Raw genomic sequence first — 21828 nt, 5'->3', positions numbered from 1 at the left:
AAAGGCGCGACCAACCGCCGCTCCCTGAGGAGCGCCCGGAGCCTGCGGAAAGGCGCGACCAACCACCGGTCCCTGAGGAGCGCCCGGAGCCTGCGGAAAGGCGCGACCAACCACCGGTCCCTGAGGAGCGCCCGGAGCCTGCGGAGGGCGCGTCACGAAGGGTCGGCCCCGCGTCTCACCAGGTCCCGTCGGCCGCCCCCCGGAATCAGGGGTCGGTCAGCGGAGGAACGGCTCCTCCCGTTGTCCGGGGCCACCTGAGAAATCGTCGGCGATGGTCGCCGCGAGTTCGACGAACGATCGCTTCGTCGGCTTCGACATCAGTTCGAGGTCGACGTCCGCGCCTTCGGCGAGGTGGTCGTCGAACGGGATCTTGTGCACGGCGCGGCACCGCGTGAGGAAGTGCTGACCCAGCTGGTCGGTGTCGATGGTCGACGACCCGGGTCGCGACGAACTCAGGACGACCACGGCGCGCGAGACGAGGTGTCCGAAACCGTGCGCCTCCAGCCAGTCCAGGGTCGCGCCGGCGCTGCGGGCGCCGTCGAGAGCCGGGGAACTGACGAGGATGATCGTGTTCGCGAGGTCGAGGACCCCGTTCATCGCCGAGTGGCTCAGACCGGTGCCGCAGTCGGTGATGATGATGTTGTAGAAGCGCTGCAGCACGGTGATGACGCCGCGGTATTCCTCCTCGTTGAACGCCTCGGCCATCGCCGGATCTCGTTCGGAGGCAAGGACTTCGAGGCGACTCGGCGCCTGCGACGTGTGGGCCCGGACGTCTGAGTAGCGGTAGACGTTCTCATCGGCGAGCAGGTCGCGGACGGTCGACCGGGTCTGCTGCGGAATGCGCTGTGCGAGCGTACCGAGGTCGGGATTGGCATCGACGGCGATGACGCGGTCGCCCCGCAGGGAGGCGAACGTCGAGCCGAGGCCGACGGTGGTCGTCGTCTTGCCGACTCCGCCCTTCAGCGACAGCACGGCGATCCGATAGTCGCCCCGGACCGGCCGGTTCACCCGTTCGAGCAGCTGCTGATATTCGATGTCGCCCTGCGACTCACCGGGATTGATCGCGCCGGCCGACAGCGTGTGCACCGCACGACGCCAGCCGCGACTCGGTGCGCGACGGGCCTTTCGGATGAGGGCCACCTCGTCGAGCGAGGGGCCTCCCGACGGTGGCCCGTACCCGTGCTGCATCGGCTGCCCGGGAAAGGCGGGGGCGGGACCGGGGCCCATCGGAGCGGGGCCCGCGTACGGCGGAGGTTGATGGCCGGCGACCGGAGTCGGTGGCATCCCCGGCTGGGCGGACCACGCGGGAGCGGACTGGGGAGCCGGCGGGGCGGGCGGCACGATCTGCGGCGAGGCGGGGTGCGGCGGCATTCCGGATGACGGTGCCGGGCCGGTGACGTGCCCGGGTCCGAGGTTGTGGGGTCCGAAGTGGTCCGGCCCCGGGACGGGAGGGGCCTGCGGCGGCCACGGGGGAGCGACCGGGTTCTCGGCCGGTGAGATCTCGGGACGCGACTCCGGCGGAGCGGGCCCGTCGTGAGGATGCGGACCGGCGGGCGTGGGCCCGGGGCGGTCGGCGGCGCCGGCATGGTCGGCGGGCGGACGGACGGCGGCGGGATGGTCGGGCGGTGGCGCGGACCGGTTTTCGAAGTCCGGCCGCGGGGGCATCGTCTCGCGGGCCGGTGATGCGCTGTCCGGGCGTGCGGACGGTCCCCGGGGTGCGGGCGCCGCGGGTGCTGCAGCCGGCGGCTGTTGTGGAGCGGCGGTCGGCGGAGCGAACTGCAGCCAGGGCGGCGGCGCCGGGGCGTCGGCATCAGGGCTGCCGGGCCCGGTTCCGTCCGGTCTCGTCGGGTTCTCGTACGTCATCGGGGAATCCTCTGGTCAAGCGGCCGGGCGCCGATCGCGTTGCGGCGAGTTCGGCGAGGCGTGCAGCGATCCACCCCGTTTTGTCGATCGACCCCGGCTGCGTCCTGCGGCAGTCTACCCAAGGTCCTCGACCTGGTCCGGACGACGTCCACAGGGCCGTCTCGAGGACACGCGTTCGGCATAGTGCATCTCTGGTGTGGTGGGGCCGAACCGAGTATGGCACTATGCAGGCACTCAACACATGTGCGCAGCGGGGTGCGCGGTTCCTCACGGATCCGTATGTGGGAGGTCTGGTTCCGTCGAACGAAAATTCGATGGAACCGGAAGGGGCCCCGGCTGCGTCATATTCGGCGTGAAGGGGGTGCAGCTTTCCATGACCTACTCCGACGATCCTCGGGATCTCGTCGACGGTGATCCCGACGACCCGTGGGCGGTGTTGCACGAGTTCGTGACCGCGCGGTCACGGTCGGGCGGGCTCGGCGTCCGGACCACCGCGCAAGGTCTTCCGGTGGCGGTTCGTATCGAGGCGTCCGAACTCGACAAGGATCCGGCTCTGCTCGCCAGCGACATCCTCCGACTCTGTCAGCAGGCGGCGATGTCCGCCGGTATCCGGCTCCGCGAGAACCTGCTCGCCGCCGGCATCGACCGAGACCTCGTGCAGGAGATGCAGTTGCCCCGCCCGGACGATCTCGCACGAGCCGAATGGCGCGACGACGAGGAAGCCGACGCGCCCGCGTCGTGGTTGCAGCGATGACCTGGGGGATGGACGAACTCGAGGCGCGCGCGCAACGGCAGCTCGACGGCCTGCACGGGTTTCAGGAGAAGCTACGCGCGATCTCGGTCCGGGAGACGTCGTCCGACGGGCTGGTCACCGCCGAGGTGGACGGCAAAGGCGCGCTCATCGACCTCGAATTCGCGTACGGCGCCAACGAACTCGGCGCGAGCCGGCTGGCCGACCAGGTCGTGACGACCGCCGCGCTGGCCGCACAGAAGGTCTACGCCCGGATCGCCGCGGTGACCGAGGAGTTCAACGAGTCGTTCGGCGACATGCTGGCCGCTCGTCCGGCCGAATGACGGACCCGGCCGACATGACACCGATCCATCAGACTGACACCCACGAGGGGGTTCGAGAATGACGAACGTCAAGGTGACGCCGGAGGTGCTCGAGGGCTTCGCCGCCACGAACGCCGCGATGGCGACCGCCGTCGGCACCGCCGGGTCGATCGACGCCGCGGCCAACACCGCGGCGATGGTCCCCGTCTTCGGGCTCATCGGGCAGGAGTTCCTCGCCGCGTTCATCGCTGCGCAGGCCAGTCACCTCATGTCGGTGGGGCAGCTCGCGGCCGTCCATGCCGCCACCGCGGCGTCGACTGCGGCGGGTCTCGCCGAGTTCGAGGGCACCGATGCCGCCAGTGCCGCAGCCATCCGTTCGGTGCTGTGACGGTTCCACCGCTACCGGGCATCCCGGATGTGCCTGCCCTGAATCACATGACGGTGCAGGAGATGATCGAGGCGACCCCGCTCGGCCCTATCCTCGACCGCACGGTCGCCGACGTCCTGGGCGGACTGGGTCTGCCTCCGCTGCCGGTGCTGCCCCCGTTGCCGCCGATGCCGGGACTGCCACCGCTGCAGCCACCGAACCTGGACATGTTCATCAAACCGATGACCGACCTGCTGGGCGGTTTCGGCACCGGTGACCTCTCGGGTGGCGGCTTCGACCCGACCGTCATCTTCGAGAGCCTCACCAAGGTGCTCGAGACGTCGATGACGATGGGGCAGAGCGCACTCAAACTCGCCGACCAGCTGTGGGCAGGGCAGGGCGCGGTGAGCGCCGGCGCCAAGACCGCCGAGGCGGGGGCGAACAGTTCGGCTCTGGCCACGCAGGGGTCGGGGATCTCGTTGGATACCAAGACGGCGGCCGCGATCGTGGCAAAGGGACTCGCAGTCGTGCAGGGGATCATCGCGGCGACGGTCGCGAAGATCACCGGCTTCGCGGTACCGATGATGATGGGACCGGCGGTCGGCGCAGGCTTCGCAGCTGCGGCCGGGTTCGCCTCCGTCGGACTGTCGCAGGCGACCGCCGCGGTCGCGGTGACCCGGGCCGAACTACTCGGCCCGACGACGGCGATGGCCGTGAACGGTGCCCCGGTCGCCGTCACCGGTGCACCCACCGCGGGCGCGGGACAATCGCCGTTCACGCTGGCCAGTTCGATCCTCGACGTCGTGTCGCCGGCGATGTCGACGGCCACCGAACTGCCCACCTCGCTGATGCAACCGATCAGCAAGATGCTGAATGTCGAACACGGTTCTCCCGCCGTCGTCCCGGCTGCGCTGTCGCCGAAGTCGAAGGGCGCGGGCGGCGGTGGTGGTGGCGGGGGAGGAGGCGGTGGCGGTGGCATCGCAGGCGTGGGCGGAATAGCGACGCCGCTGGGCGCTTCGCGGCCGACCGTCCCGACGAACTTTAACCTCGGCGAACCCGCGCTCGGTGCATCGACGACCGCCAGGCCTGTGACGGCGCCTGCCGCGATGCCGATGGGTGGCGCACCGATGGGCGGTGCCCCGATGGGTGCCGCGGGCGCGCGGGGCGCGGGCGCCGCGGACGACCAGCACTCGGTACCCGACTATCTCGTCACCGAGGACAACGGCCGTCGCGTGGTCGGTGAGTCGCCCGAGGTCGCGCCAGCGGTCATCGGCCATGAGGAAGCCGCAGAACCCGATCCCAGCCCGGACATCGAACTGCGACTGGGCGTGCCCGGTCCGAAACGAAACGAGGAAGTATGAGCAACTCGCAACTCCGCGTCGAACCCGCCGAACTGGTCTCGGCGGCAAGCGACCTCGACCGGATCGCCGATCGCCTGGAGCACGCGCTCACCGCCGCCGGTCGGGCGTTGCCCGTGGCCGCGCAGGGTCGCGATGAGGTCTCGACCGCAGCTGCCGAGAGTTTCACGACGGTGGCCGAGAAGTTCGAAACCGACGCGGCGACGGGAGTTCTGGAGATGCGGAAGATCGCCGCCGTACTCCGCGCGCAGGCCGCCGGCTTCATCGAGGGCGATGCCGAGGCGTCGGACGCCTTCCGGGTGGCGCTGTAGCAGAGCGCGAACCGCCTGCGTAGCAACATCATTCCGCTCACACATCCACAATCCGCCGGCATCGAAGGGAGGCGCTCGTGATCGGCTTCACCGGAGTCAACTGGGACACCCGCCCGACCGAACAGCTCGCCGCCGACCTCGGCGCCGGTCCCGGGCCCGCGCCGCTGGCGGAAGCTGGCCTGGCCTGGGCCGCTCTCGCCGCGGAGGTCGGGGAAGCCGGTGTCGAGTACGCCGCCGTGCTGGCACGCCTGGGGGCACATTGGCAGTCCGCCCACACCAGTGCGGCTTTCGAGAAGCTGACCCGGCTGGCCCCGTGGTTCGCCGAAGTCGCGACCGAGGCGGCCGAGAATGCCACACGCGCCGAAGCCCAGGCCGCGGCGATCACGGTCGCGCGGTTGAACATGCCCGACCTCGCCGAGGTCGACGTCGTCGAGAAACTGCACGAGATCGCAACCACCGCCACCGCGGTCGCACCGATCATCGCCGGTGCGGCCGCCCAGGCCGAGCGTGCGGTCGCGCACCAGCGAATGCGGGCTGCCCGTGTGATGCAGACGTACGAGAATGCCACCGAACCTGTTGCCGCGCCGTGGGAATCGGCGAAACCCGCACCGGGACTCGTGTCCGGTGACGCGCTCGCTGCCGAGCAGGCGGCGGCGGCCCGCGCGGCCGCGCCACCTCCGACCCCGGCGCCGGCCGCGCCTCTGGGTGCGGCGATGCCCGCGGGCATCGGGGGAGTGTTCCTGCCGCCGCCCGAGAAGCTGAAGTACGCACCGACGATCGTCGCGAGCGGACCATCGCAGGTCGCCGCCGCGACGTCCGGCGGCGGTCCGGGGACGTCGGCCCCCGGCATCGGCCCCGGCGTACCGCCGCCGGTGGCTCCGGGTGTCGCCACGGCGGACCGCGGTTCGGTCGTCCGCACCGTCGGCGCCGATGCCGCCGAACTGGACTCGTCCGACCCTCCGTCCTCGGTGGCGACCGAATCCACGGAACAGTCGACCTGGGCCGAGCTGGCCACGTCAGATCGCCCTGCTGCGCATTATGTCTCGGCGCCAGACGGGCATGGTAGTCCCGACGTCGATCCGCGCTATCTGTCGGAGACGCTGATGCTCGGCAATCCGGGTGAACGCCGATGATGCCGATCACGCACGACGCCGGGATGACGTTCGACGCCGCAGTCCTGTGCCGGCTCGGCGAACGTTTCGGAGTCCAGACCTGGCCGGTCGTCCTCGATCTCGAGAACGCCGCCGTGGAGTCCGGCGCCGGCACCGAATCAGCCCAGGCCGACCCCGACGCGGTGATCGCGGCGCTCGAACTCGTCGAGCACGGTGAGCCCACACCGTGGGCGTCGACGGTGCTACGGGTGCTGGCGCAACCGCAGCGTGAGATCGAGATCCGCTCCTACATTGACGACGCGGTTCGCCGAATTTGTGTGGCGCGCAACGGCCACGACCACGTACTCGTGACGCGGACGGGCCGTCGCGTCGACGTCACGGTCGTCGATGTCGCCGACGTCGAGGCTCTTGCCGCGGTCGTGCGGGCTCAGTTCGACGCTCTCGAATCCGGTGCGGCGCCAGCTGAATTCACGGCCTTCTCGGCTCCGTCCGACGAGGTCGTCGACCGGCTCGGCCGTTGTCGGGCCGGCACCGAGACGACCGACGCCCTGCACGCGCTCGGCGCCGCACCGGCCGATGCCGTCGTCGTCTCGGCAGGGTTCGCGTCGTGCCGGACCCGCACCGAGGTCGTCGCCTCGATGAACGAGGACGGACGATTCGCTCAATCTTCTGGAGCTGTCGCGATTTTCGACACCGAACGGGGTCGAATCGTGTCCAGTCCCAGCAAGTCCCCGGACGGTCGGGTGTGGACCACCTTCTCGCCGGGAACGGGTCATCGAATCGCACAGGCGGTCAGCCTGTTGATAGAGACCCTGCCCGACGGGAAATGGATGCCATGATCCGCATCGGGGGATTCCGCGGAACAGACCGCCGCGGGAATCAACTGTCAGGGGTATCTGTGTCACGGATACCAACGGGGGCATCGCCAAACGGTGCCGTTACACAGGAGGAGCACTCATGCTGAACTTGCCCGGAGCAGGCGGCGGCGCCGGCGTCACCGTGAACGTCGCGGACGGACAGGCCACCGCAGCCAAGGTCGGCAGTCTCGTCGAGGACATGAAGACTGTCATCAACCAGATTGCCCAGCACGCCGGAAACGCCATACCCACGTGGCAGGGCTCGGCCGGTGTCGCGTTCGACGGCACGCACACCGACTGGAACAAGGCCGCGCTGACCATGAACCAGCTGCTGGAGCAGATCAAGACCCAGCTCACCAACGGCTTCGCCGGCTACGAGGACCAGGACGCGGCTGCCGCGCGCGGACTCAACACCAGCGTCTGACACCGGTCCGCATCCCGAACCTCACGTTCTGCGAAAGGAACCCACCATGAACGGCTCCATCAATTACGACTTCGCCGCTCTCGGCGATCTCAGCGGCGGCCTCCGGGCTGCCTTCACCCGGCTCGAGGACCTGAACTCGCAGCTCAAGGCGCAGGTCGCCGCCCTTGACGGGAACTGGAACTCCCAGCAGGCCAAGGCCGCCTACGTCGACGCGCAGGGTGCCTTCGATCGGATCTTCACCCAGTCCCGTGACTCGCTGACCGCGCTGGAGCAGGGTGTCAGCAACGCCAGCCGCGTCATGCAGGACACCGACGCAGCGATCGGAACGGGTTTCCGCGGTCTCGTCTGACCGCCGACCGATACGTAGCCCGACGTCAGGACGGGGACCCCACGGCCGTGCGCCGGGGTCCCCGTTCGCGTTCGGGCGCGCCGTCTGCCAACGCCCGCGGGAGTCCCGCTTCGTGCGATAGCGTCGACGTCTACAGACCTCGCGGCACCCGTGCCCCGAGGGCGCAGATCTCGACGAGGAGGTAAGCGGTGGCATCTGCCAAGACCGTCGGAGGTGGTCGGGAGCAGTTCACCCGGAACTCCGGCTTCATCTTCGCCGCAATCGGTTCCGCAGTGGGCCTCGGCAACATCTGGCGCTTCCCGGGCGTCGCGTACGAGAGCGGCGGTGGCGCGTTCCTCATCCCGTATCTGGTCGCCCTGCTGACCGCGGGCATTCCCGTGCTGTTCCTGGACTACGCGGTCGGGCACCGCTTCCGCGGCACCGCACCCTTGTCGTTCCGGCGCATCAAGAAGCCGGTCGAGACGCTCGGCTGGTTCCAGACCGGTCTGCTGTTCGTCATCGGCGTCTACTACGCGGCGGTCATCGCGTGGGCGGCCAGTTACTTCGTCTTCTCGTTCAACCAGAGCTGGGGCGACGACCCGGCTACCTTCTTCACGCAGGACTACCTCCAGGTCGGTGATCCGGGTGTCTCGACGACCATCGTCGGCGGCGTCGCACTGCCCCTGGTCATCGTGTGGCTCGCGGTGCTGGCCGTCCTGGCGCTCGGTGTCGCGAACGGCATCGAGAAGGTCAACATCGTGTTCATCCCGTTGCTGTTCATCGGGTTCACCGGTCTGGTGATCCGGGCGATCACCCTGCCCGGCGCCGCCGACGGGCTTAACGCCCTCTTCACCCCGCAGTGGGCCGCTCTGAAGGACCTCGACGTGTGGATCGCGGCCTACAGCCAGATCTTCTTCTCGTTGTCGATCGCGTTCGGCATCATGATCGCCTATGCGTCGTTCCAGCGACGCAGGGCCAACATGACCAGCTCGGGTCTGGTCGTCGCGTTCGCCAACTCCTCGTTCGAGATCCTCGCCGGCATCGGCGTGTTCTCGGCGCTCGGATTCCTGGCCTACCAGCAGCAGGTGGCCGTCTCGGATCTCGAGGGCCTGACCGGTCCGATCCTGTCCTTCGTCACGTTCCCGGCAGTCATCTCGGAGATGCCGGGCGCCGCGTTCTTCGGGGCCTTGTTCTTCGGCTCGCTCGTGATCGCGGGCTTCACCTCGCTCATCTCGCTGATGATCGGTGTGTCCGGTGCGCTCCAGGACAAGTGGGGCATCAGCCGCACCAAGGCGGCGGTCGGCGTCTCCGGCATCTGTGGCCTGATCTCGATCGCCCTGTTCTCCACGACCTCGGGCCTGATCGCCCTCGACACGGTGGACATGTTCGCCAACAACGTCGGCGTCGTCGCGTCGGCGATCATGATGACGGTCATCCTCATCTGGGTGCTCCGCCGCGGAGACATGCTGCGCCAGCACCTGAACGCCGTCTCGACGTTCAAGGTCGGCAAGATCTGGCTGGCGCTCGTCGGGGTCGTGGCGCCGATCTTCCTCACGATCATGCTGGTGCAGAAGGTGTGGTCGGTCATCGACGAGGGATACGAGGGATACCCGACGTGGTACCTCGGCGTCTTCGGCTGGGGCACGATCGCGCTGGTCGTCGTGGCTGCGGTGCTGCTCACCCTGCCGTCCTGGAAGGGCCGGGATCAACCGGACTTCCTACCGTGGCCACCGCTGGCCGACACCGGCCGCACTTCCGGCCCGTCCACGAAGGAGACCGTCCGATGAGCGGTATCGCCATCGTCATGCTCATCGTGTCGATCACCATCGTGTGGGGTGGGCTCGTCGCGAGCATCGTGTTCCTTCGTCGTCGGCCCGAGGTGGAGGACTTGGCAGAGGATCCGGACATGGTCCGGGAGGACGCCGACCGCGCGGCCCGGCCCCACCCCTCGCGCGACACCTGAGGCCCCGGAGCACCTGCCCCTCGGAACCGCCCGGTCGTTCGGTTAGCCTGGATCGAACGCATTCGCGCCCGCATCGACGGGCGCCCGACGCGAACGACAAGGGGATCAAGTGACGACTGCTCAGGACGAGCTGAAGGCCGACAGCCGCAACGGAATCGACTACAAGGTGGCCGACCTGTCCCTCGCGGACTTCGGCCGCAAGGAGATCGAGCTCGCCGAGCACGAGATGCCCGGACTCATGGCGCTTCGACGCGAATACGCGGACGTGTTGCCGCTCAAGGGAGCTCGTATCTCCGGCTCGCTGCACATGACCGTGCAGACCGCGGTCCTCATCGAGACCCTCACCGCGCTCGGCGCCGAGGTGCGATGGGCGTCGTGCAACATCTTCTCCACCCAGGATCACGCGGCCGCGGCGATCGTCGTCGGGCCCAACGGCACGCCGGACGAGCCGAAGGGTGTGCCGGTCTTCGCCTGGAAGGGCGAGACCCTGGAGGAGTACTGGTGGGCGGCCGAGGAGATGCTCACCTGGCCCGGTGAACCGGCCAACATGATCCTTGACGACGGTGGCGACGCCACGATGCTGGTGCTCCGCGGCGCCGAGTTCGAGAAGGCCGGCGTGGTCCCGCCCGCGGAGGACGATCACCCCGCCGAGTACAAGGTGTTCCTCGAACTGCTGCGCAACCGGTTCGAGACGGACAAGGGCAAGTGGACCGCGATCGCCGAGTCGGTCCAGGGCGTCACCGAGGAGACCACCACCGGTGTGCTGCGGCTGTACCAGTTCGCCGCCGCCGGCGACCTCGCGTTCCCGGCGATCAACGTCAACGACTCGGTCACCAAGTCGAAGTTCGACAACAAGTACGGGACCCGCCACTCGCTGATCGACGGCATCAACCGCGGCACCGATGTCCTCATCGGCGGCAAGAAGGTGCTGATCTGCGGCTACGGCGACGTGGGCAAGGGATGCGCGGAGTCGCTGGCCGGCCAGGGCGCCCGCGTCCAGGTCACCGAGATCGACCCGATCAACGCGCTGCAGGCGCTGATGGACGGCTTCGACGTCGTCACCGTCGAGGACGCGATCGGCAACGCCGACATCGTCATCACCTCGACCGGCAACCTAGGCATCATCACCCTCGAGCACATGCGGGCGATGAAGCACCAGGCGATCCTGGGCAACATCGGCCACTTCGACAACGAGATCGACATGGCCGGCCTCGAGCGGTCGGGTGCCAAGCGCATCACCGTCAAGCCGCAGGTCGACCAGTGGATCTTCGAGAACGGCAAGTCGATCATCGTGCTCTCCGAAGGCCGTCTGCTCAACCTCGGCAACGCGACCGGTCACCCCTCGTTCGTCATGAGCAACAGCTTCTCGAACCAGGTCATCGCGCAGATCGAACTCTGGACGAAGAACGACGAGTACGACAACGAGGTCTACCGCCTGCCCAAGCACCTCGACGAGAAGGTGGCCCGCATCCACGTGGAGGCGCTCGGCGGCAAGCTCACCAAGCTCACCAAGGAGCAGGCCGAGTACATCAACGTCGATGTCGAGGGGCCGTACAAGCCCGAGCACTACCGCTACTGACCGGGGGTTCGAAAGCCGGGTTCCCGAAGTCAGGTTCCGATGTCGGGTTCGGCGTCGGGGCAGTAGATCCACGAACCCTCCTCCTTGAGGAAGCGCTCGTTCGACTTCTCCGATGCCGTTCTCTCCGTGCCCTTCTCGAGGTGGGACACGACCTCGGACTGGGCGACGTTCCCGTCGAAGACCGTGTCGAGGAAGCCGTCGAGAACGATGTCTCCGCCGTCGGCAGGGGGTACGCCGGTGATCCGGTCGCGGGACTGGGTGCAGACCGCGGCGCGCATGCGCGCGACGTCGCGCTCGTTGCGGGCGGTGATGTAGGCGAGCAACGCCGCCCGGATCTCGGAGAGGGCGGTGTAGTCGGTCGATCCCGGCTCCGACCCGCTCTCGCTCGGCGACGGGTCGTCGGAGGCGGAGGTCGGGCCCGACGTCGCGCTCGACGAACCGGCGACCACCGTGTCGTCCGACGACGATCTGGTCACCACCACCGTGAGGACCAGGGCGATCACCGCGACGACCGCGACGCCGCCGAGCACCCAGGCGACGATCACCCCGGTGTTGCCACGCGGCGGCGGGCCGGGCGGACCCCCGAAGCCGGGGGTCCCGGGCCCGGAGGGACCGTACTGTCCCGGGGCGAACGGGGGGCGGCCGTACGGGGCGGGCGGAGGGCCGTATCCCGCCGGGCGTTGCGGACCGGGTACTGGTTGCCGACCCGGGCCGTACTGCTGACCGGGACCCTGTTGACCGGGGCCCTGCCTGCCGGGACCCGGCGGGCCCGAACCGTGAGGACCCGGGCCCGGCCGGCCGGGGCCCGGGGGACCGTACGGCGGCGGTCCACCACCTGGTGGCGGTGGCTGATAGGTCATGAAACGCCCTTCAGAATCGGTGGTCCCAGGCTATCGAAAGGGCGCCGCGAGGTCATCGGACGCGTCATTCGGTCGGTGCTGTCCGGTCGGTACGGAGCTCGTCGGCCAGGCCTGCGACATCCTCACCGTCGAACAGGTGCCAGGGCGACATCCAGGCGTCCTCGGCGAGTTCGCGGTAGACGGCGTCGACCCGGCGCTGCAGGGCGTCGTCGCGTTCGTAGGCGTCCCGGGCTCGCGCCGCGTCCTGGTCGGCGCGCGATGCCGCACGCTGCATCGCGACCTCCGGTGACACCCCGAGCAGGACATGGCGATCGGGGACCGGCATGTCGAATCGGCCGAACTCCAGGTCGACGACCCACCGCACCATCTCACCGCCGGCGCCCTGCTCCAGACGTGCGGCGTTGTAGGCGGCGTTGGACGCGACATAGCGGTCCAGGATCACGATGTCGTGGGCTTCGGTGGCGGCGTGGATGTCCTCGACCGCTCCGGCCCGGTCGAGCGCGAACAGCAGTGCCATCGCGTACACGCTGTCGCGTAGGTCACCGTGCGAACCGTGGAGCGCTTCGGCCGCGATGTCGGCGGTCGCCGACCGGCCGTAGCGGGGGAAGGTGAACGTCGCGACCCGGAGTCCGGCCGCTGACCATCGGTCGATCAGACCGGTGACCAAGGTGTTCTTGCCGGCGCCGTCGAGTCCTTCCACGGCTATCAATTGACCCACGCCGGGGAGTCTAGGTGGTGGGACCAAACGGGTCAGAACGTCCGTCCCGGCGCGTCGATCACCACGGTTTCATCACGGTGATGTCACCATTGACAACATGAAGCCCCGCATCCTCGTCGTCGACGACGACGCCGCACTCGCCGAGATGCTGACGATCGTGTTGCGCGGCGAGGGTTTCGAGCCCTTCGTGGTGGGCGACGGCACACAGGCTCTGACCGCGGTCCGGGAGATCCGTCCCGATCTGGTGCTTCTCGACCTCATGCTGCCCGGCATGAACGGCATCGACGTCTGCCGTGTGCTGCGTGCCGATTCGGGTGTGCCCATCGTGATGCTGACGGCGAAGTCCGACACCGTCGATGTGGTGCTGGGCCTGGAATCCGGCGCCGATGACTACATGGTCAAACCGTTCAAGCCGAAGGAGCTGGTCGCCCGGGTGCGTGCGCGCCTGCGCCGGACCGACGAGGAACCGGCCGAGCTGCTGTCGATCGGCCCGGTGGAGATCGACGTGCCCGCCCACAAGGTCACCCGCGATGGCGTGCCGATCTCGCTGACCCCGCTCGAGTTCGACCTGCTCGTCGCGCTCGCGCGCAAGCCCCGTCAGGTGTTCACCCGCGATGTCCTCCTCGAACAGGTGTGGGGATACCGGCACCCGGCGGACACTAGACTCGTCAACGTGCATGTCCAGCGGTTACGCGCCAAGGTCGAAACCGACCCGGAGAATCCCGAGGTCGTCCTGACGGTGAGGGGGGTCGGCTACAAGGCCGGCCCGCCGTGATCGGTCGATCTCGACGACGGGTCAACAGCACTCTCGGACGCTTCACCCGCACCGCCGGCGCTGTCGGACGTGCCTTCGGGCACATCTGGCGGCGCTCGCTGCAGTTGCGGGTCGTGGTGTCCACGTTGGTGCTGTCGGTCGTCGTTCTCCTCATTCTCGGCTTCGTCCTCGTCACCCAGATCACCGACCGGTTGCTCGACGTCAAGCTGGCGGCGGCGACCGAGGAGATCGATCGCGCCCGCATCTCGGTGGAGCGCGATCTGTCGAGCGGCGCGGGCAACATGTCCGTCCAGAACCGTTTGCGTCAGACGCGGTCCCTGCTCACCGACCGGGACGCCGACACCGGGCAGGCGTCGGGTGCCGTCGGTGCCTTCGACACCGTCCTGCTGGTACCGGGCGGCTCCGACAACGGGGTCGCGAGCGGCGTCGGGCCGACGGCCGAGGTGCCGTCGAACCTGCGGGACATGGTCCGCGGCGGTCAGGTGGCCTACCAGTACACCCAGGTCCCCGACGGGACGGGGGGTCGGGCGCCGGCGCTGATCGTCGGCAGTCCCACGAACGCCTCGGTGCCCGGCCTCGAGTTGTACCTGGTGTTCCCGTTGACCGCGGAACAGAACACGCTCGACCTCGTCCGCGGCACGCTGCTGACGGGCAGCATCGTGCTACTCGGTCTGCTGGCCGCGATCGCGTGGCTCGTGTCGCGTCAGGTCGTCATCCCGGTGCGGTCGGCGTCGCGGATCGCGGTGCGGTTCGCCGACGGCCGACTGAAGGAGCGAATGCCGGTCCGCGGTGAGGACGACATGGCCCGGCTCGCGATGTCCTTCAACGACATGGCCGAGAGCCTGTCCAAGCAGATCACCCATCTCGAGGAGTTCGGCGGACTGCAGCGGCAGTTCACCTCCGACGTCAGCCACGAACTGCGTACACCGCTGACCACCGTGCGGATGGCCTCCGACGTGCTCTACGAGGGCCGCGAGGATCTCGACCCGGTCCGCAAGCGGTCGGTGGAACTGCTGGACAAGGAACTCGACCGCTTCGAGACGTTGCTCAACGAGCTCCTGGAGATCTCGCGTCACGACGCCGGCATGGCCGAGCTGGCCGCCGAGCGGATGGACATGGCCATCCCGATCGACGGTGCCCTGGCCACCGTCGGTCACCTCGCGGAGGAGACCGGCACCGAGCTCGTCCTCGATCTCCCGGCCGAACCCGTCCTGGCCGAGATCGATCCGCGTCGCGTCGAACGCATCCTGCGGAACCTGCTCGCCAACGCCATCGATCACGGCGAACGGAAACCGGTGACGCTCACCATGCGTTCGGATGGTGACGCGGTGGCCATCACCGTGCGCGATCAGGGCATCGGACTGCGGCCGGGGGAGGAGAAGCTGGTGTTCAACCGGTTCTGGCGATCCGACCCGTCGCGATTCCGGCGCTCGGGCGGTACCGGCCTCGGCCTGGCCATCAGCATCGAGGACGCCCGCCTGCACCAGGGGCGCCTCGAGGCGTGGGGTGAACCGGGCAAGGGCGCGTGCTTCCGGTTGACGTTGCCGCTCGTGCGCGGGCACAAGGTCCTCGGTTCGCCGCTGCCCCTGAAGTCGGTGGGCACCCTGCAGCGCACATCCGCGCCCAGGACGGGTGGGCGCGCCGCGGGCCCGGGAGCGGGTGCCGAATGATGCGGTCATCCCGGTCCGGCCGCGCCGTCCTGGCGCTGGCGCTCGGCATCGCGGCGCTGCTGCTGGTCACCGCGTGCGGGGCGATCCCCAACGACTCGTCTCCCCAGCCGATCAAATCGTTCGAACGGGAGGGCGCGACCAACGCCGTCCCGGTGCCCCAGGCCGACATGGATCCCGAGGCCCTGGTGCGGGCCTTCCTGAAGTCCACCGTCGATCCCGACTCGGCGCATCGGTCGGCGCGCGCCTTCCTGACCTCGGTCGCCTCGCAGCAGTGGGACGACCGCGGCGACGCGCTGATCGTCGACGAGATCAACACCTTCGTCGACCAACGCAACGAGGACTCGGTGCGGATGCGGCTCATCGGCGACAACGTCGGGACCCTCAAGTCCGACGGTCAGCTGCTGCCGGCCTCGGGACGGGTCGAGACCAGCATCAGCCTCACCCGCTCGGGAGACCAGTGGCGCATCGACGGGCCCCTGCCGAACGGCACGATGATCGACCGGGACCAGTTCGACAGCACCTACCGGCCGGTCTCGCTGTACTACAGCGACCGCACCGGGCGCCGGCTCGTCCCCGACCCGCGCTGGCTCTACGCGGGACAGGCGACCGACCCGACCGTGCTGGTGAACCGGTTGATCGCGGGACCCGCGTCGGACCTCGCGGCGGCAGTGGACAGCGGCTTCCCCAACGGAGCCGCACTGCGGGGTCCGGTCGTCGGCCTCGCCGGGGGCGGCGTACGTGTGGATCTCGACGGCATCGGGAGCGCCCCCGCGCGGGATCGCAATCTGCTGGCGGCGCAGATCATCTGGACGCTCGACGGCGCCGACATATCCGGGCCCTACGTCATCGACGCCGACGGCGCGCCGCTGGCGGCCGAACGCGCCTCCGGATGGCAGACCACCGACGTGCGGGCCTTCGATCCGAACTCTGTGCCGACCACCGATGTCGGGCTCAACATCGTCACGGGCGGCGCGTTGCGGGCGGTGACCGACACCGCGACCGTGCCGGTGCAGGGGCCGCTCGGGTCGGCGCGCGATCTGCGGTCGGCGACCATCTCCGACAACGGGGCGCGGGTGGCCGCGGTCCGGAGTCTGTCCGGACCCGAGCGCAGGCTCGAACTGGCGATCGGCGACTACGGCGGGGACGTCGGACCGATCGTCGGCGGGTCGTCGATCACCCGGCCGTCGTTCGGCTCCGACGAGAACACCGTGTGGGTCGTCGTCGACGGCAAACCGATCCAATGGCAACGCGACGACGACGGTACCGCCACCGTGCCCGTCGAGGCTTCGGCGATCCCGACGGTCGCGCGAGGCGCGATCACCGAGATGCAGGTGGCCCCGGACGGTGTGCGCACCGCACTGGTCGTCGGCGGACAGATCGTCTTCGCGGTGCTGTCGACCAACACCGAGGGCCAGGTCTCGCTGACCAGCCCGCGGATCGCGGCCTACAACATCGGCAACCGCGCGGTCTCGGTGGACTGGGCGTCGCCGACGACGCTGATGATCGCGCGCGAGGCACCCGAGTCGCCGGTCGTGCAACTGTCGATCGACGGCACCCCGGCGGTTGGCCTGCTGAGCGGCAACGTGTCACCGCCGGTGCGGGCGGTCGTCGCCAACGCCTCGACGATCTACGTGGGCGATCAGCGCGGTGTGCTGCGACTCGGCAGCAGCAACGGCCAACCCGACCAGTACTGGACCGAGGTCGAGCCGGCGATGATCGAGGGCGCGATCCCGGTCCTGCCCTGAAATCCGAGCCGCTACCGTCAGGCAGCCGAGAGCACGACGACCGCCGCGACGTCGACGCCGTTCTCGGCCAGCACGCGCACTGATTCGGTCACGGTCGCGCCGGTCGTCAGCACGTCGTCGACCAGGATCGCGCTCGCCCCGGGGGTCGGGACGGCGCCGGAGCGCAGCCGGACGGCCCCGCGCAGATTCCGGGCGCGGGCCCGGGCGTCGAGTCCGGCAGAGTCCCGTGCCGTCGCCGAGGTCACCAGCAGCGGTGCGACCCGTACCCGTCGGCCCAGTGCGGGCGCCGCGTTCGCCGCCACCGCCGTGACGGGGTCCCCGCCGCGTCGCCGCGCCGTCATCCGGCGGGTCGGTGCCGGGATCAGCAGCATCCGTTCGGCGTCGGGGAGCTCACCCCACCGGGCCAGGACGCGGACACCGAGCGCGAGAGCGGTGCCGAGGGGCCCGGCAAGATCGCGACGGTCGTGTTCCTTGAGCGCGATGATCGCCTGCCGATGCGGACCGCGGTACCGGCCCAGCGCCCAGACCGGGACGCCGGGCGCGACCCGAGGGTGGGCCGCGATCGGGGCGTCGGACAACGCGCGCTCGCACCGTCGGCACCACCGGGTACCTGGGCGACCGCACCCGCCGCAGACCATCGGGAACATCAGATCGGCTCCCGCCTCGAAGACCTCCCGGCGCCACGTCACGCGCCGACGGTAGTGCACCTCGCACAGGTGTGCGGGGCGGTGGGCGAGGGTGTGCACAACCGGGGCACGGGTGCTCGCGGGAGGATCTCGTGCCCGTTCGTCCCGACATGCCGACGCCGCGCCGCAAAACGTGGCCGACACCGGAACTTGCGGCTACGGTCGGGGGTACAGCAGGTTGCCGGAGGCCGTCGAGGTGTGCCGGCCACGACCGCTTTTGCCGGGAGGTGATGCCCCTGTCTTTGAGTGTCAGCTGTCAGCTGACATGGACACATCCTCGGTGCCGTTCGAATCGCCAGTGCGACGACAGATCACGGCGATTCAACCGGCTTCGGGACAATTCAGGAGGTAGTTGAATGTCCACAGTCATCCACCGCAAAGGCCAGCGCGAACCGAAGACCGCCGACCCACGGCCGACCGTGGAGGAGGGTCCCGCGCCCGACCGCCGATCAACCGAGAACGATTCCTACGATCCGGAGTTCGCCTTTGTCCGCCCACCGGGAACGGTGGACGCCGACGAGCCGGCCGAACCCACCGCGAAGGTCGTGTTCAGCGGCCGCAACGTCGAGATCCCCGACCACTACCGCATCTACGTCGGCGACAAACTCGCTCGTCTCGAGCGATTCGATCCGACCATCTACCGATTCGACGTCGAGCTGAACCACGAGCGCAACCGGAGACAGTCCAAGGTCTGTCAACAGGTGGAGATCACCGCGACGGGCAAGGGGCCGATCGTCCGGGCGCAGGCCTGCGGCGAGAACTTCTACGCCGCCCTCGAACACGCGCTCGACAAGGTCGAGTCCCGGCTGCGCCGCGTCAAGGACCGCCGCCGTGTCCATCACGGCAACCGTCGGCCGCTCTCGGTCGCCGAAGCCACCGAGATCGGTGCGCCGCCCCTCCGCGACAACCAGCTCTCCGTGGACGGTTTCGTCGGTGATCCGAACTCGACGGCGGCCGACTCCGCCGAACAGTGGGACGACGGCGTGGAGGAATACACACCCGGTCAGATCGTCCGCGTGAAGGAGCACACGGCCGTGCCGATGACCGTCGACGACGCGCTCTACGAGATGGAACTGGTCGGCCACGACTTCTTCCTGTTCCACGACAAGGAGACCGACAAGGCGTCCGTCGTCTATCGCCGGCACGCCTTCGACTACGGGCTCATCAGGTTGACCTGACGCCCGAGCGGGCCCCGCAGGCGGTCATCCGGTCGATGTCCGACGATCCGATCAGGGTCTGCTCAGCTCACCTCGGTACCATGGGATCCGGTCTGTGCGTTCGCGCGGGCCGGATTCCGTGTGTTTTCTACAGGTGAGGGACTCGATCCACGGTGCTGAACAAGCTGTTGCGTGTCGGCGAAGGCCGCATGGTCAAGCGACTCGATGCGATCGCATCGCACGTCGAGACGCTGTCCGATGACGTCGAGGCGTTGACCGACGCCGAGTTGCGTGCCAAGACAGACGAGTTCAAAGAGCGCATCGCCGACGGGGCGTCGCTCGACGAGCTGCTGCCCGAGGCCTTCGCGGTTGCCCGCGAGGCGGCGTGGCGAGTGCTCGACCAGAAGCACTTCCACGTGCAGATCATGGGCGGGGCGGCGCTGCACTACGGGAACATCGCCGAGATGAAGACCGGTGAGGGCAAGACGCTCACCTGTGTGCTCCCGGCCTACCTCAACGCGCTCTCCGGCGACGGCGTGCACGTGGTCACCGTCAACGACTACCTGGCCAAGCGCGACTCCGAGTGGATGGGCCGCGTGCACCGGTTCCTCGGTCTCGACACCGCCGTCATCCTCACCGGCATGAGCTCGGCCGCGCGGCGCGAGGCCTACGCCGCCGACATCACCTACGGCACGAACAACGAATTCGGCTTCGACTACCTGCGCGACAACATGGCGCACTCGCTCGAGGACCTCGTCCAGCGCGGCCACTCGTACGCGATCGTCGACGAGGTCGACTCGATCCTCGTCGACGAGGCCCGTACCCCGTTGATCATCTCCGGCCCCGCCGAGGGGTCGAGCAAGTGGTACACCGAGTTCGCGCGGATCGCCCCGCTGCTCGAGCGCGACGTGCACTACGAGGTCGACATCAAGAAGAAGACCGTCGGTGTCCACGAGGCCGGCGTCGAGTTCGTCGAGGACCGCCTCGGCATCGACAACCTCTACGAGGCCGCCAACTCGCCCCTGGTCAGCTACCTGAACAACGCGATCAAGGTCAAGGAGCTGTTCCAGCGCGACAAGGACTACATCGTCCGCAACGGCAACGTCATGATCGTCGACGAGTTCACCGGCCGCGTGCTCGACGGGCGTCGCTTCAACGAGGGCCTGCACCAGGCCATCGAGGCGAAAGAGGGCGTCGAGATCAAGGCCGAGAACCAAACGCTCGCCACGATCACGCTGCAGAACTACTTCCGCCTCTACGAGAAGCTGTCCGGGATGACCGGTACCGCCGAGACCGAGGCCGCCGAGTTCGACCAGATCTACAAGCTCGGGGTGCTGCCGATCCCGACCAACAAGCCGATGATCCGCAAGGACCAGGGTGACCTGATCTACAAGACCGAGGAGGCGAAGTTCGCCGCGGTCGTCGACGACGTCACCGAGCGCCATGCGACGGGTCAGCCTGTCCTGATCGGTACGACCAGCGTCGAGCGTTCGGAATACCTCTCCCGCCAGCTCAAGAAGCGCGAGATCCCGCACAGCGTCCTGAACGCGAAGTTCCACGAGCAGGAAGCGCAGATCATCGCCGAGGCGGGTCGGCTCGGCGCGGTCACCGTGGCCACCAACATGGCCGGTCGCGGTACCGACGTCGTGCTCGGCGGCAACCCCGACATCATCGCCGACACCCGGCTTCGCAAGGCCGGTCTCGACCCGGTGCAGACCCCCGACGAGTACGAGGCCGCGTGGGACGAGGCCATCGAGGTCGCCCGCACCGACGCCGCGAAGGAGGCCGAGGAGGTCCGCGCGGCCGGCGGTCTGTACGTGCTGGGCACCGAACGCCACGAGTCACGCCGTATCGACAACCAGCTGCGCGGCCGTTCCGGCCGCCAGGGCGACCCGGGTGAGTCGCGGTTCTACCTGTCGGTCGCCGACGAGCTCATGCGTCGATTCAACGGCGGTGCGCTCGAGGCGATCATGAACCGGCTGCCCGACGACGTCCCCATCGAGGCGAAGATGGTGACCAAGGCGATCCGCAGCGCGCAGACGCAGGTCGAGCAGCAGAACTTCGAGATGCGCAAGAACGTGCTCAAGTACGACGAGGTGATGAACGAGCAGCGCAAGGTCATCTACGCCGAGCGCCGCACCATCCTCGAGGGCGAGGATCACCACGAGCAGGTCAAGCAGATGGTCGACGACGTCGTCGGGGCCTACGTCGACGGTGCGACCGCCGAGGGTTACGCCGAGGACTGGGATCTCGACGAGCTGTGGACCGCACTGCGTGCGCTGTACCCGATCGAGCTCGATCCGAAGGATGTCGTCGGTGAGTCCGAATACGGTGAGCGCGATGACATCTCGGCCGACGAGCTGCGCGAGAAGCTCGTCGCCGACGCGCGCGCCGCGTACGACACCCGTGAGAAGCAGATCGACGCGATCGCCGGCGAGGGCGCGATGCGACAGCTCGAACGGAGCGTGTTGCTGAGCGTGCTCGACCGCAAGTGGCGCGACCACCTGTACGAGATGGACTACCTGCGCGAGGGCATCCACCTGCGTTCGATGGCACAGCGTGACCCGGTCGTCGAGTACCAGCGCGAGGGCTTCGACATGTTCCACGGCATGCTCGAGGGCTTGAAGGAAGAGACGCTGAGCATCCTGTTCAACGCGCAGGTGCAGACACAGCAGCCGGCGGCCGAGCAACCGCTCCCGAGTGCTGCCGACCTGCGCGCGGCCGTGGGCGCGGGTGCCCCGGCACCGGTGCCCGCTCCCGCTCCGGCCGCCGACTCCGGTGCTCAGGCCCCGGCCGCCCTGCGGGCCCCGACTCAGTCGGCGGACGCGGCGGTCACGTACTCGGGCCCGGGCGAGGGCGGCGGTACGGTCGTGCACTCCGAGGAGGAGGAGCTCTCGGGCGCCGCGGAATCCGCCAGCCGTCGCGAGCGCCGCGCCGCGGCCCGCGCCATCACCAAGGGGTCCCGGCCGAAGCCGCCGAAGGCCAAGAAGCAGCGCCGCTGA

At 68.9% G+C, this 21828-nt stretch carries 21 protein-coding genes; 17 read left to right on the top strand and 4 right to left on the bottom strand.

All coding sequences use genetic code 11. The annotated features are described in order from the left end of the window. Positions 1-216: 216 nt before the first annotated feature. Positions 217-1863, bottom strand: coding sequence for a MinD/ParA family protein (locus tag M4D77_RS11730; RefSeq protein ID WP_259936259.1), 1647 nt, complete (start codon positions 1861-1863; stop codon positions 217-219). Between the two features lie 373 nt (positions 1864-2236). Here M4D77_RS11730 and M4D77_RS11725 point away from each other — a divergent pair, with 373 nt between their 5' ends. The 12 genes from M4D77_RS11725 (at position 2237) to ahcY (ending at position 11215) form a co-directional block, all read left to right on the top strand. After that, entirely contained in the window at positions 2237-2617 is a 381-nt protein-coding gene (locus M4D77_RS11725; protein WP_065631835.1) for a hypothetical protein, read from the top strand. A gap of 8 nt (positions 2618-2625) precedes the next feature. After that, positions 2626-2937, top strand: a complete 312-nt coding sequence (locus tag M4D77_RS11720; RefSeq protein ID WP_078113319.1) for a YbaB/EbfC family nucleoid-associated protein — start codon at positions 2626-2628, stop codon at positions 2935-2937. Positions 2938-2995: 58 nt separating this feature from the next. After that, positions 2996-3304 (top strand): type VII secretion target, encoded by a 309-nt coding sequence (locus M4D77_RS11715; protein ID WP_058251955.1) that lies wholly within the window; start codon positions 2996-2998, stop codon positions 3302-3304. Between the two features lie 47 nt (positions 3305-3351). Then, positions 3352-4644, top strand: a complete 1293-nt coding sequence (locus M4D77_RS11710; RefSeq protein ID WP_254661297.1) for a hypothetical protein — start codon at positions 3352-3354, stop codon at positions 4642-4644. Then, positions 4641-4952 carry a PE family protein gene (locus M4D77_RS11705; protein WP_065631837.1) on the top strand — a complete coding sequence of 104 codons (312 nt, stop codon included), beginning with the start codon at positions 4641-4643 and terminating at the stop codon, positions 4950-4952. The genes M4D77_RS11710 and M4D77_RS11705 overlap by 4 nt, the downstream gene beginning before the upstream one ends. A 77-nt stretch (positions 4953-5029) precedes the next feature. After that, the gene (locus tag M4D77_RS11700; RefSeq protein ID WP_065631838.1) at positions 5030-6085 is read left to right on the top strand and encodes a PPE domain-containing protein; all 1056 of its coding nucleotides are present in this window, start codon (positions 5030-5032) and stop codon (positions 6083-6085) included. Continuing rightward, positions 6082-6903, top strand: a complete 822-nt coding sequence (locus M4D77_RS11695) for an ESX secretion-associated protein EspG (protein ID WP_259936258.1) — start codon at positions 6082-6084, stop codon at positions 6901-6903. Before M4D77_RS11700 ends, M4D77_RS11695 begins: the two co-directional genes overlap by 4 nt. 118 nt (positions 6904-7021) lie before the next feature. Further along, positions 7022-7345, top strand: a complete 324-nt coding sequence (locus tag M4D77_RS11690; protein ID WP_259936257.1) for a WXG100 family type VII secretion target — start codon at positions 7022-7024, stop codon at positions 7343-7345. A 46-nt stretch (positions 7346-7391) separates the two neighbouring features. Continuing rightward, positions 7392-7694: a WXG100 family type VII secretion target gene (locus M4D77_RS11685; RefSeq protein WP_058251950.1), complete on the top strand. Its 303-nt coding sequence runs from the start codon at positions 7392-7394 to the stop codon at positions 7692-7694. 188 nt (positions 7695-7882) lie between these two features. After that, positions 7883-9460 (top strand): sodium-dependent transporter, encoded by a 1578-nt coding sequence (locus tag M4D77_RS11680; protein ID WP_065631841.1) that lies wholly within the window; start codon positions 7883-7885, stop codon positions 9458-9460. Continuing rightward, a complete protein-coding gene (locus tag M4D77_RS11675; protein WP_065631842.1) occupies positions 9457-9636 on the top strand; it encodes a methionine/alanine import family NSS transporter small subunit in 180 nt (59 codons plus the stop codon). The genes M4D77_RS11680 and M4D77_RS11675 overlap by 4 nt, the downstream gene beginning before the upstream one ends. Before the next feature lie 109 nt (positions 9637-9745). Next, on the top strand, positions 9746-11215 hold the full coding sequence (gene ahcY / locus M4D77_RS11670; protein WP_159371312.1) for an adenosylhomocysteinase: 1470 nt from the start codon (positions 9746-9748) through the stop codon (positions 11213-11215). A 29-nt stretch (positions 11216-11244) separates the two neighbouring features. On the opposite strand, the gene M4D77_RS11665 is transcribed toward ahcY, so the two are convergent. Further along, positions 11245-11760, bottom strand: coding sequence for a hypothetical protein (locus M4D77_RS11665; RefSeq protein WP_139104678.1), 516 nt, complete (start codon positions 11758-11760; stop codon positions 11245-11247). 379 nt (positions 11761-12139) lie between these two features. Continuing rightward, positions 12140-12793, bottom strand: a complete 654-nt coding sequence (locus M4D77_RS11660) for a dTMP kinase (protein WP_065631845.1) — start codon at positions 12791-12793, stop codon at positions 12140-12142. A gap of 88 nt (positions 12794-12881) precedes the next feature. Here M4D77_RS11660 and mtrA point away from each other — a divergent pair, with 88 nt between their 5' ends. The 3 genes from mtrA to lpqB are packed head-to-tail and all read left to right on the top strand — an operon-like array spanning position 12882 to position 16983. Further along, positions 12882-13568 carry an MtrAB system response regulator MtrA gene (gene mtrA / locus M4D77_RS11655; protein ID WP_091344371.1) on the top strand — a complete coding sequence of 229 codons (687 nt, stop codon included), beginning with the start codon at positions 12882-12884 and terminating at the stop codon, positions 13566-13568. Next, complete coding sequence (mtrB, locus tag M4D77_RS11650; RefSeq protein ID WP_058251944.1) at positions 13565-15238, top strand: MtrAB system histidine kinase MtrB; 1674 nt, start codon at positions 13565-13567, stop codon at positions 15236-15238. Before mtrA ends, mtrB begins: the two co-directional genes overlap by 4 nt. Continuing rightward, positions 15235-16983 carry an MtrAB system accessory lipoprotein LpqB gene (lpqB, locus tag M4D77_RS11645; RefSeq protein ID WP_259936256.1) on the top strand — a complete coding sequence of 583 codons (1749 nt, stop codon included), beginning with the start codon at positions 15235-15237 and terminating at the stop codon, positions 16981-16983. The genes mtrB and lpqB overlap by 4 nt, the downstream gene beginning before the upstream one ends. 17 nt (positions 16984-17000) lie before the next feature. On the opposite strand, the gene M4D77_RS11640 is transcribed toward lpqB, so the two are convergent. After that, positions 17001-17630, bottom strand: coding sequence for a ComF family protein (locus M4D77_RS11640; RefSeq protein WP_259936268.1), 630 nt, complete (start codon positions 17628-17630; stop codon positions 17001-17003). A gap of 395 nt (positions 17631-18025) precedes the next feature. Between M4D77_RS11640 and hpf the strand changes: the two genes are divergently transcribed. Continuing rightward, complete coding sequence (gene hpf, locus M4D77_RS11635) at positions 18026-18847, top strand: ribosome hibernation-promoting factor, HPF/YfiA family (RefSeq protein WP_058251942.1); 822 nt, start codon at positions 18026-18028, stop codon at positions 18845-18847. 152 nt (positions 18848-18999) lie between these two features. Beyond that, the gene (gene secA / locus M4D77_RS11630; RefSeq protein WP_259936255.1) at positions 19000-21828 is read left to right on the top strand and encodes a preprotein translocase subunit SecA; all 2829 of its coding nucleotides are present in this window, start codon (positions 19000-19002) and stop codon (positions 21826-21828) included.

Origin of the sequence: Gordonia sp. p3-SID1431 (assembly GCF_025143765.1) — a bacterium.
In the GTDB taxonomy this organism is placed as follows: domain Bacteria; phylum Actinomycetota; class Actinomycetes; order Mycobacteriales; family Mycobacteriaceae; genus Gordonia; species Gordonia hongkongensis.
The sequence above is the reverse complement of the archived record's forward strand: the minus strand, read 5'-3'. Positions and strand labels throughout refer to the sequence as shown.

Excerpts from the sequence above, each read along its gene's own strand:
- lpqB (WP_259936256.1), top strand. The coding sequence starts at position 15,235 with ATGATGCGGTCATCCCGGTCCGGCCGCGCCGTCCTGGCGCTGGCGCTC.
- M4D77_RS11640 (WP_259936268.1), bottom strand. The coding sequence starts at position 17,630 with ATGTTCCCGATGGTCTGCGGCGGGTGCGGTCGCCCAGGTACCCGGTGG.
- M4D77_RS11690 (WP_259936257.1), top strand. The coding sequence starts at position 7,022 with ATGCTGAACTTGCCCGGAGCAGGCGGCGGCGCCGGCGTCACCGTGAAC.
- M4D77_RS11675 (WP_065631842.1), top strand. The coding sequence starts at position 9,457 with ATGAGCGGTATCGCCATCGTCATGCTCATCGTGTCGATCACCATCGTG.
- M4D77_RS11720 (WP_078113319.1), top strand. The coding sequence starts at position 2,626 with ATGGACGAACTCGAGGCGCGCGCGCAACGGCAGCTCGACGGCCTGCAC.
- hpf (WP_058251942.1), top strand. The coding sequence starts at position 18,026 with ATGTCCACAGTCATCCACCGCAAAGGCCAGCGCGAACCGAAGACCGCC.
- M4D77_RS11685 (WP_058251950.1), top strand. The coding sequence starts at position 7,392 with ATGAACGGCTCCATCAATTACGACTTCGCCGCTCTCGGCGATCTCAGC.
- M4D77_RS11695 (WP_259936258.1), top strand. The coding sequence starts at position 6,082 with ATGATGCCGATCACGCACGACGCCGGGATGACGTTCGACGCCGCAGTC.
- M4D77_RS11705 (WP_065631837.1), top strand. The coding sequence starts at position 4,641 with ATGAGCAACTCGCAACTCCGCGTCGAACCCGCCGAACTGGTCTCGGCG.
- M4D77_RS11730 (WP_259936259.1), bottom strand. The coding sequence starts at position 1,863 with ATGACGTACGAGAACCCGACGAGACCGGACGGAACCGGGCCCGGCAGC.
- M4D77_RS11715 (WP_058251955.1), top strand. The coding sequence starts at position 2,996 with ATGACGAACGTCAAGGTGACGCCGGAGGTGCTCGAGGGCTTCGCCGCC.
- M4D77_RS11710 (WP_254661297.1), top strand. The coding sequence starts at position 3,352 with ATGACGGTGCAGGAGATGATCGAGGCGACCCCGCTCGGCCCTATCCTC.
- M4D77_RS11725 (WP_065631835.1), top strand. The coding sequence starts at position 2,237 with ATGACCTACTCCGACGATCCTCGGGATCTCGTCGACGGTGATCCCGAC.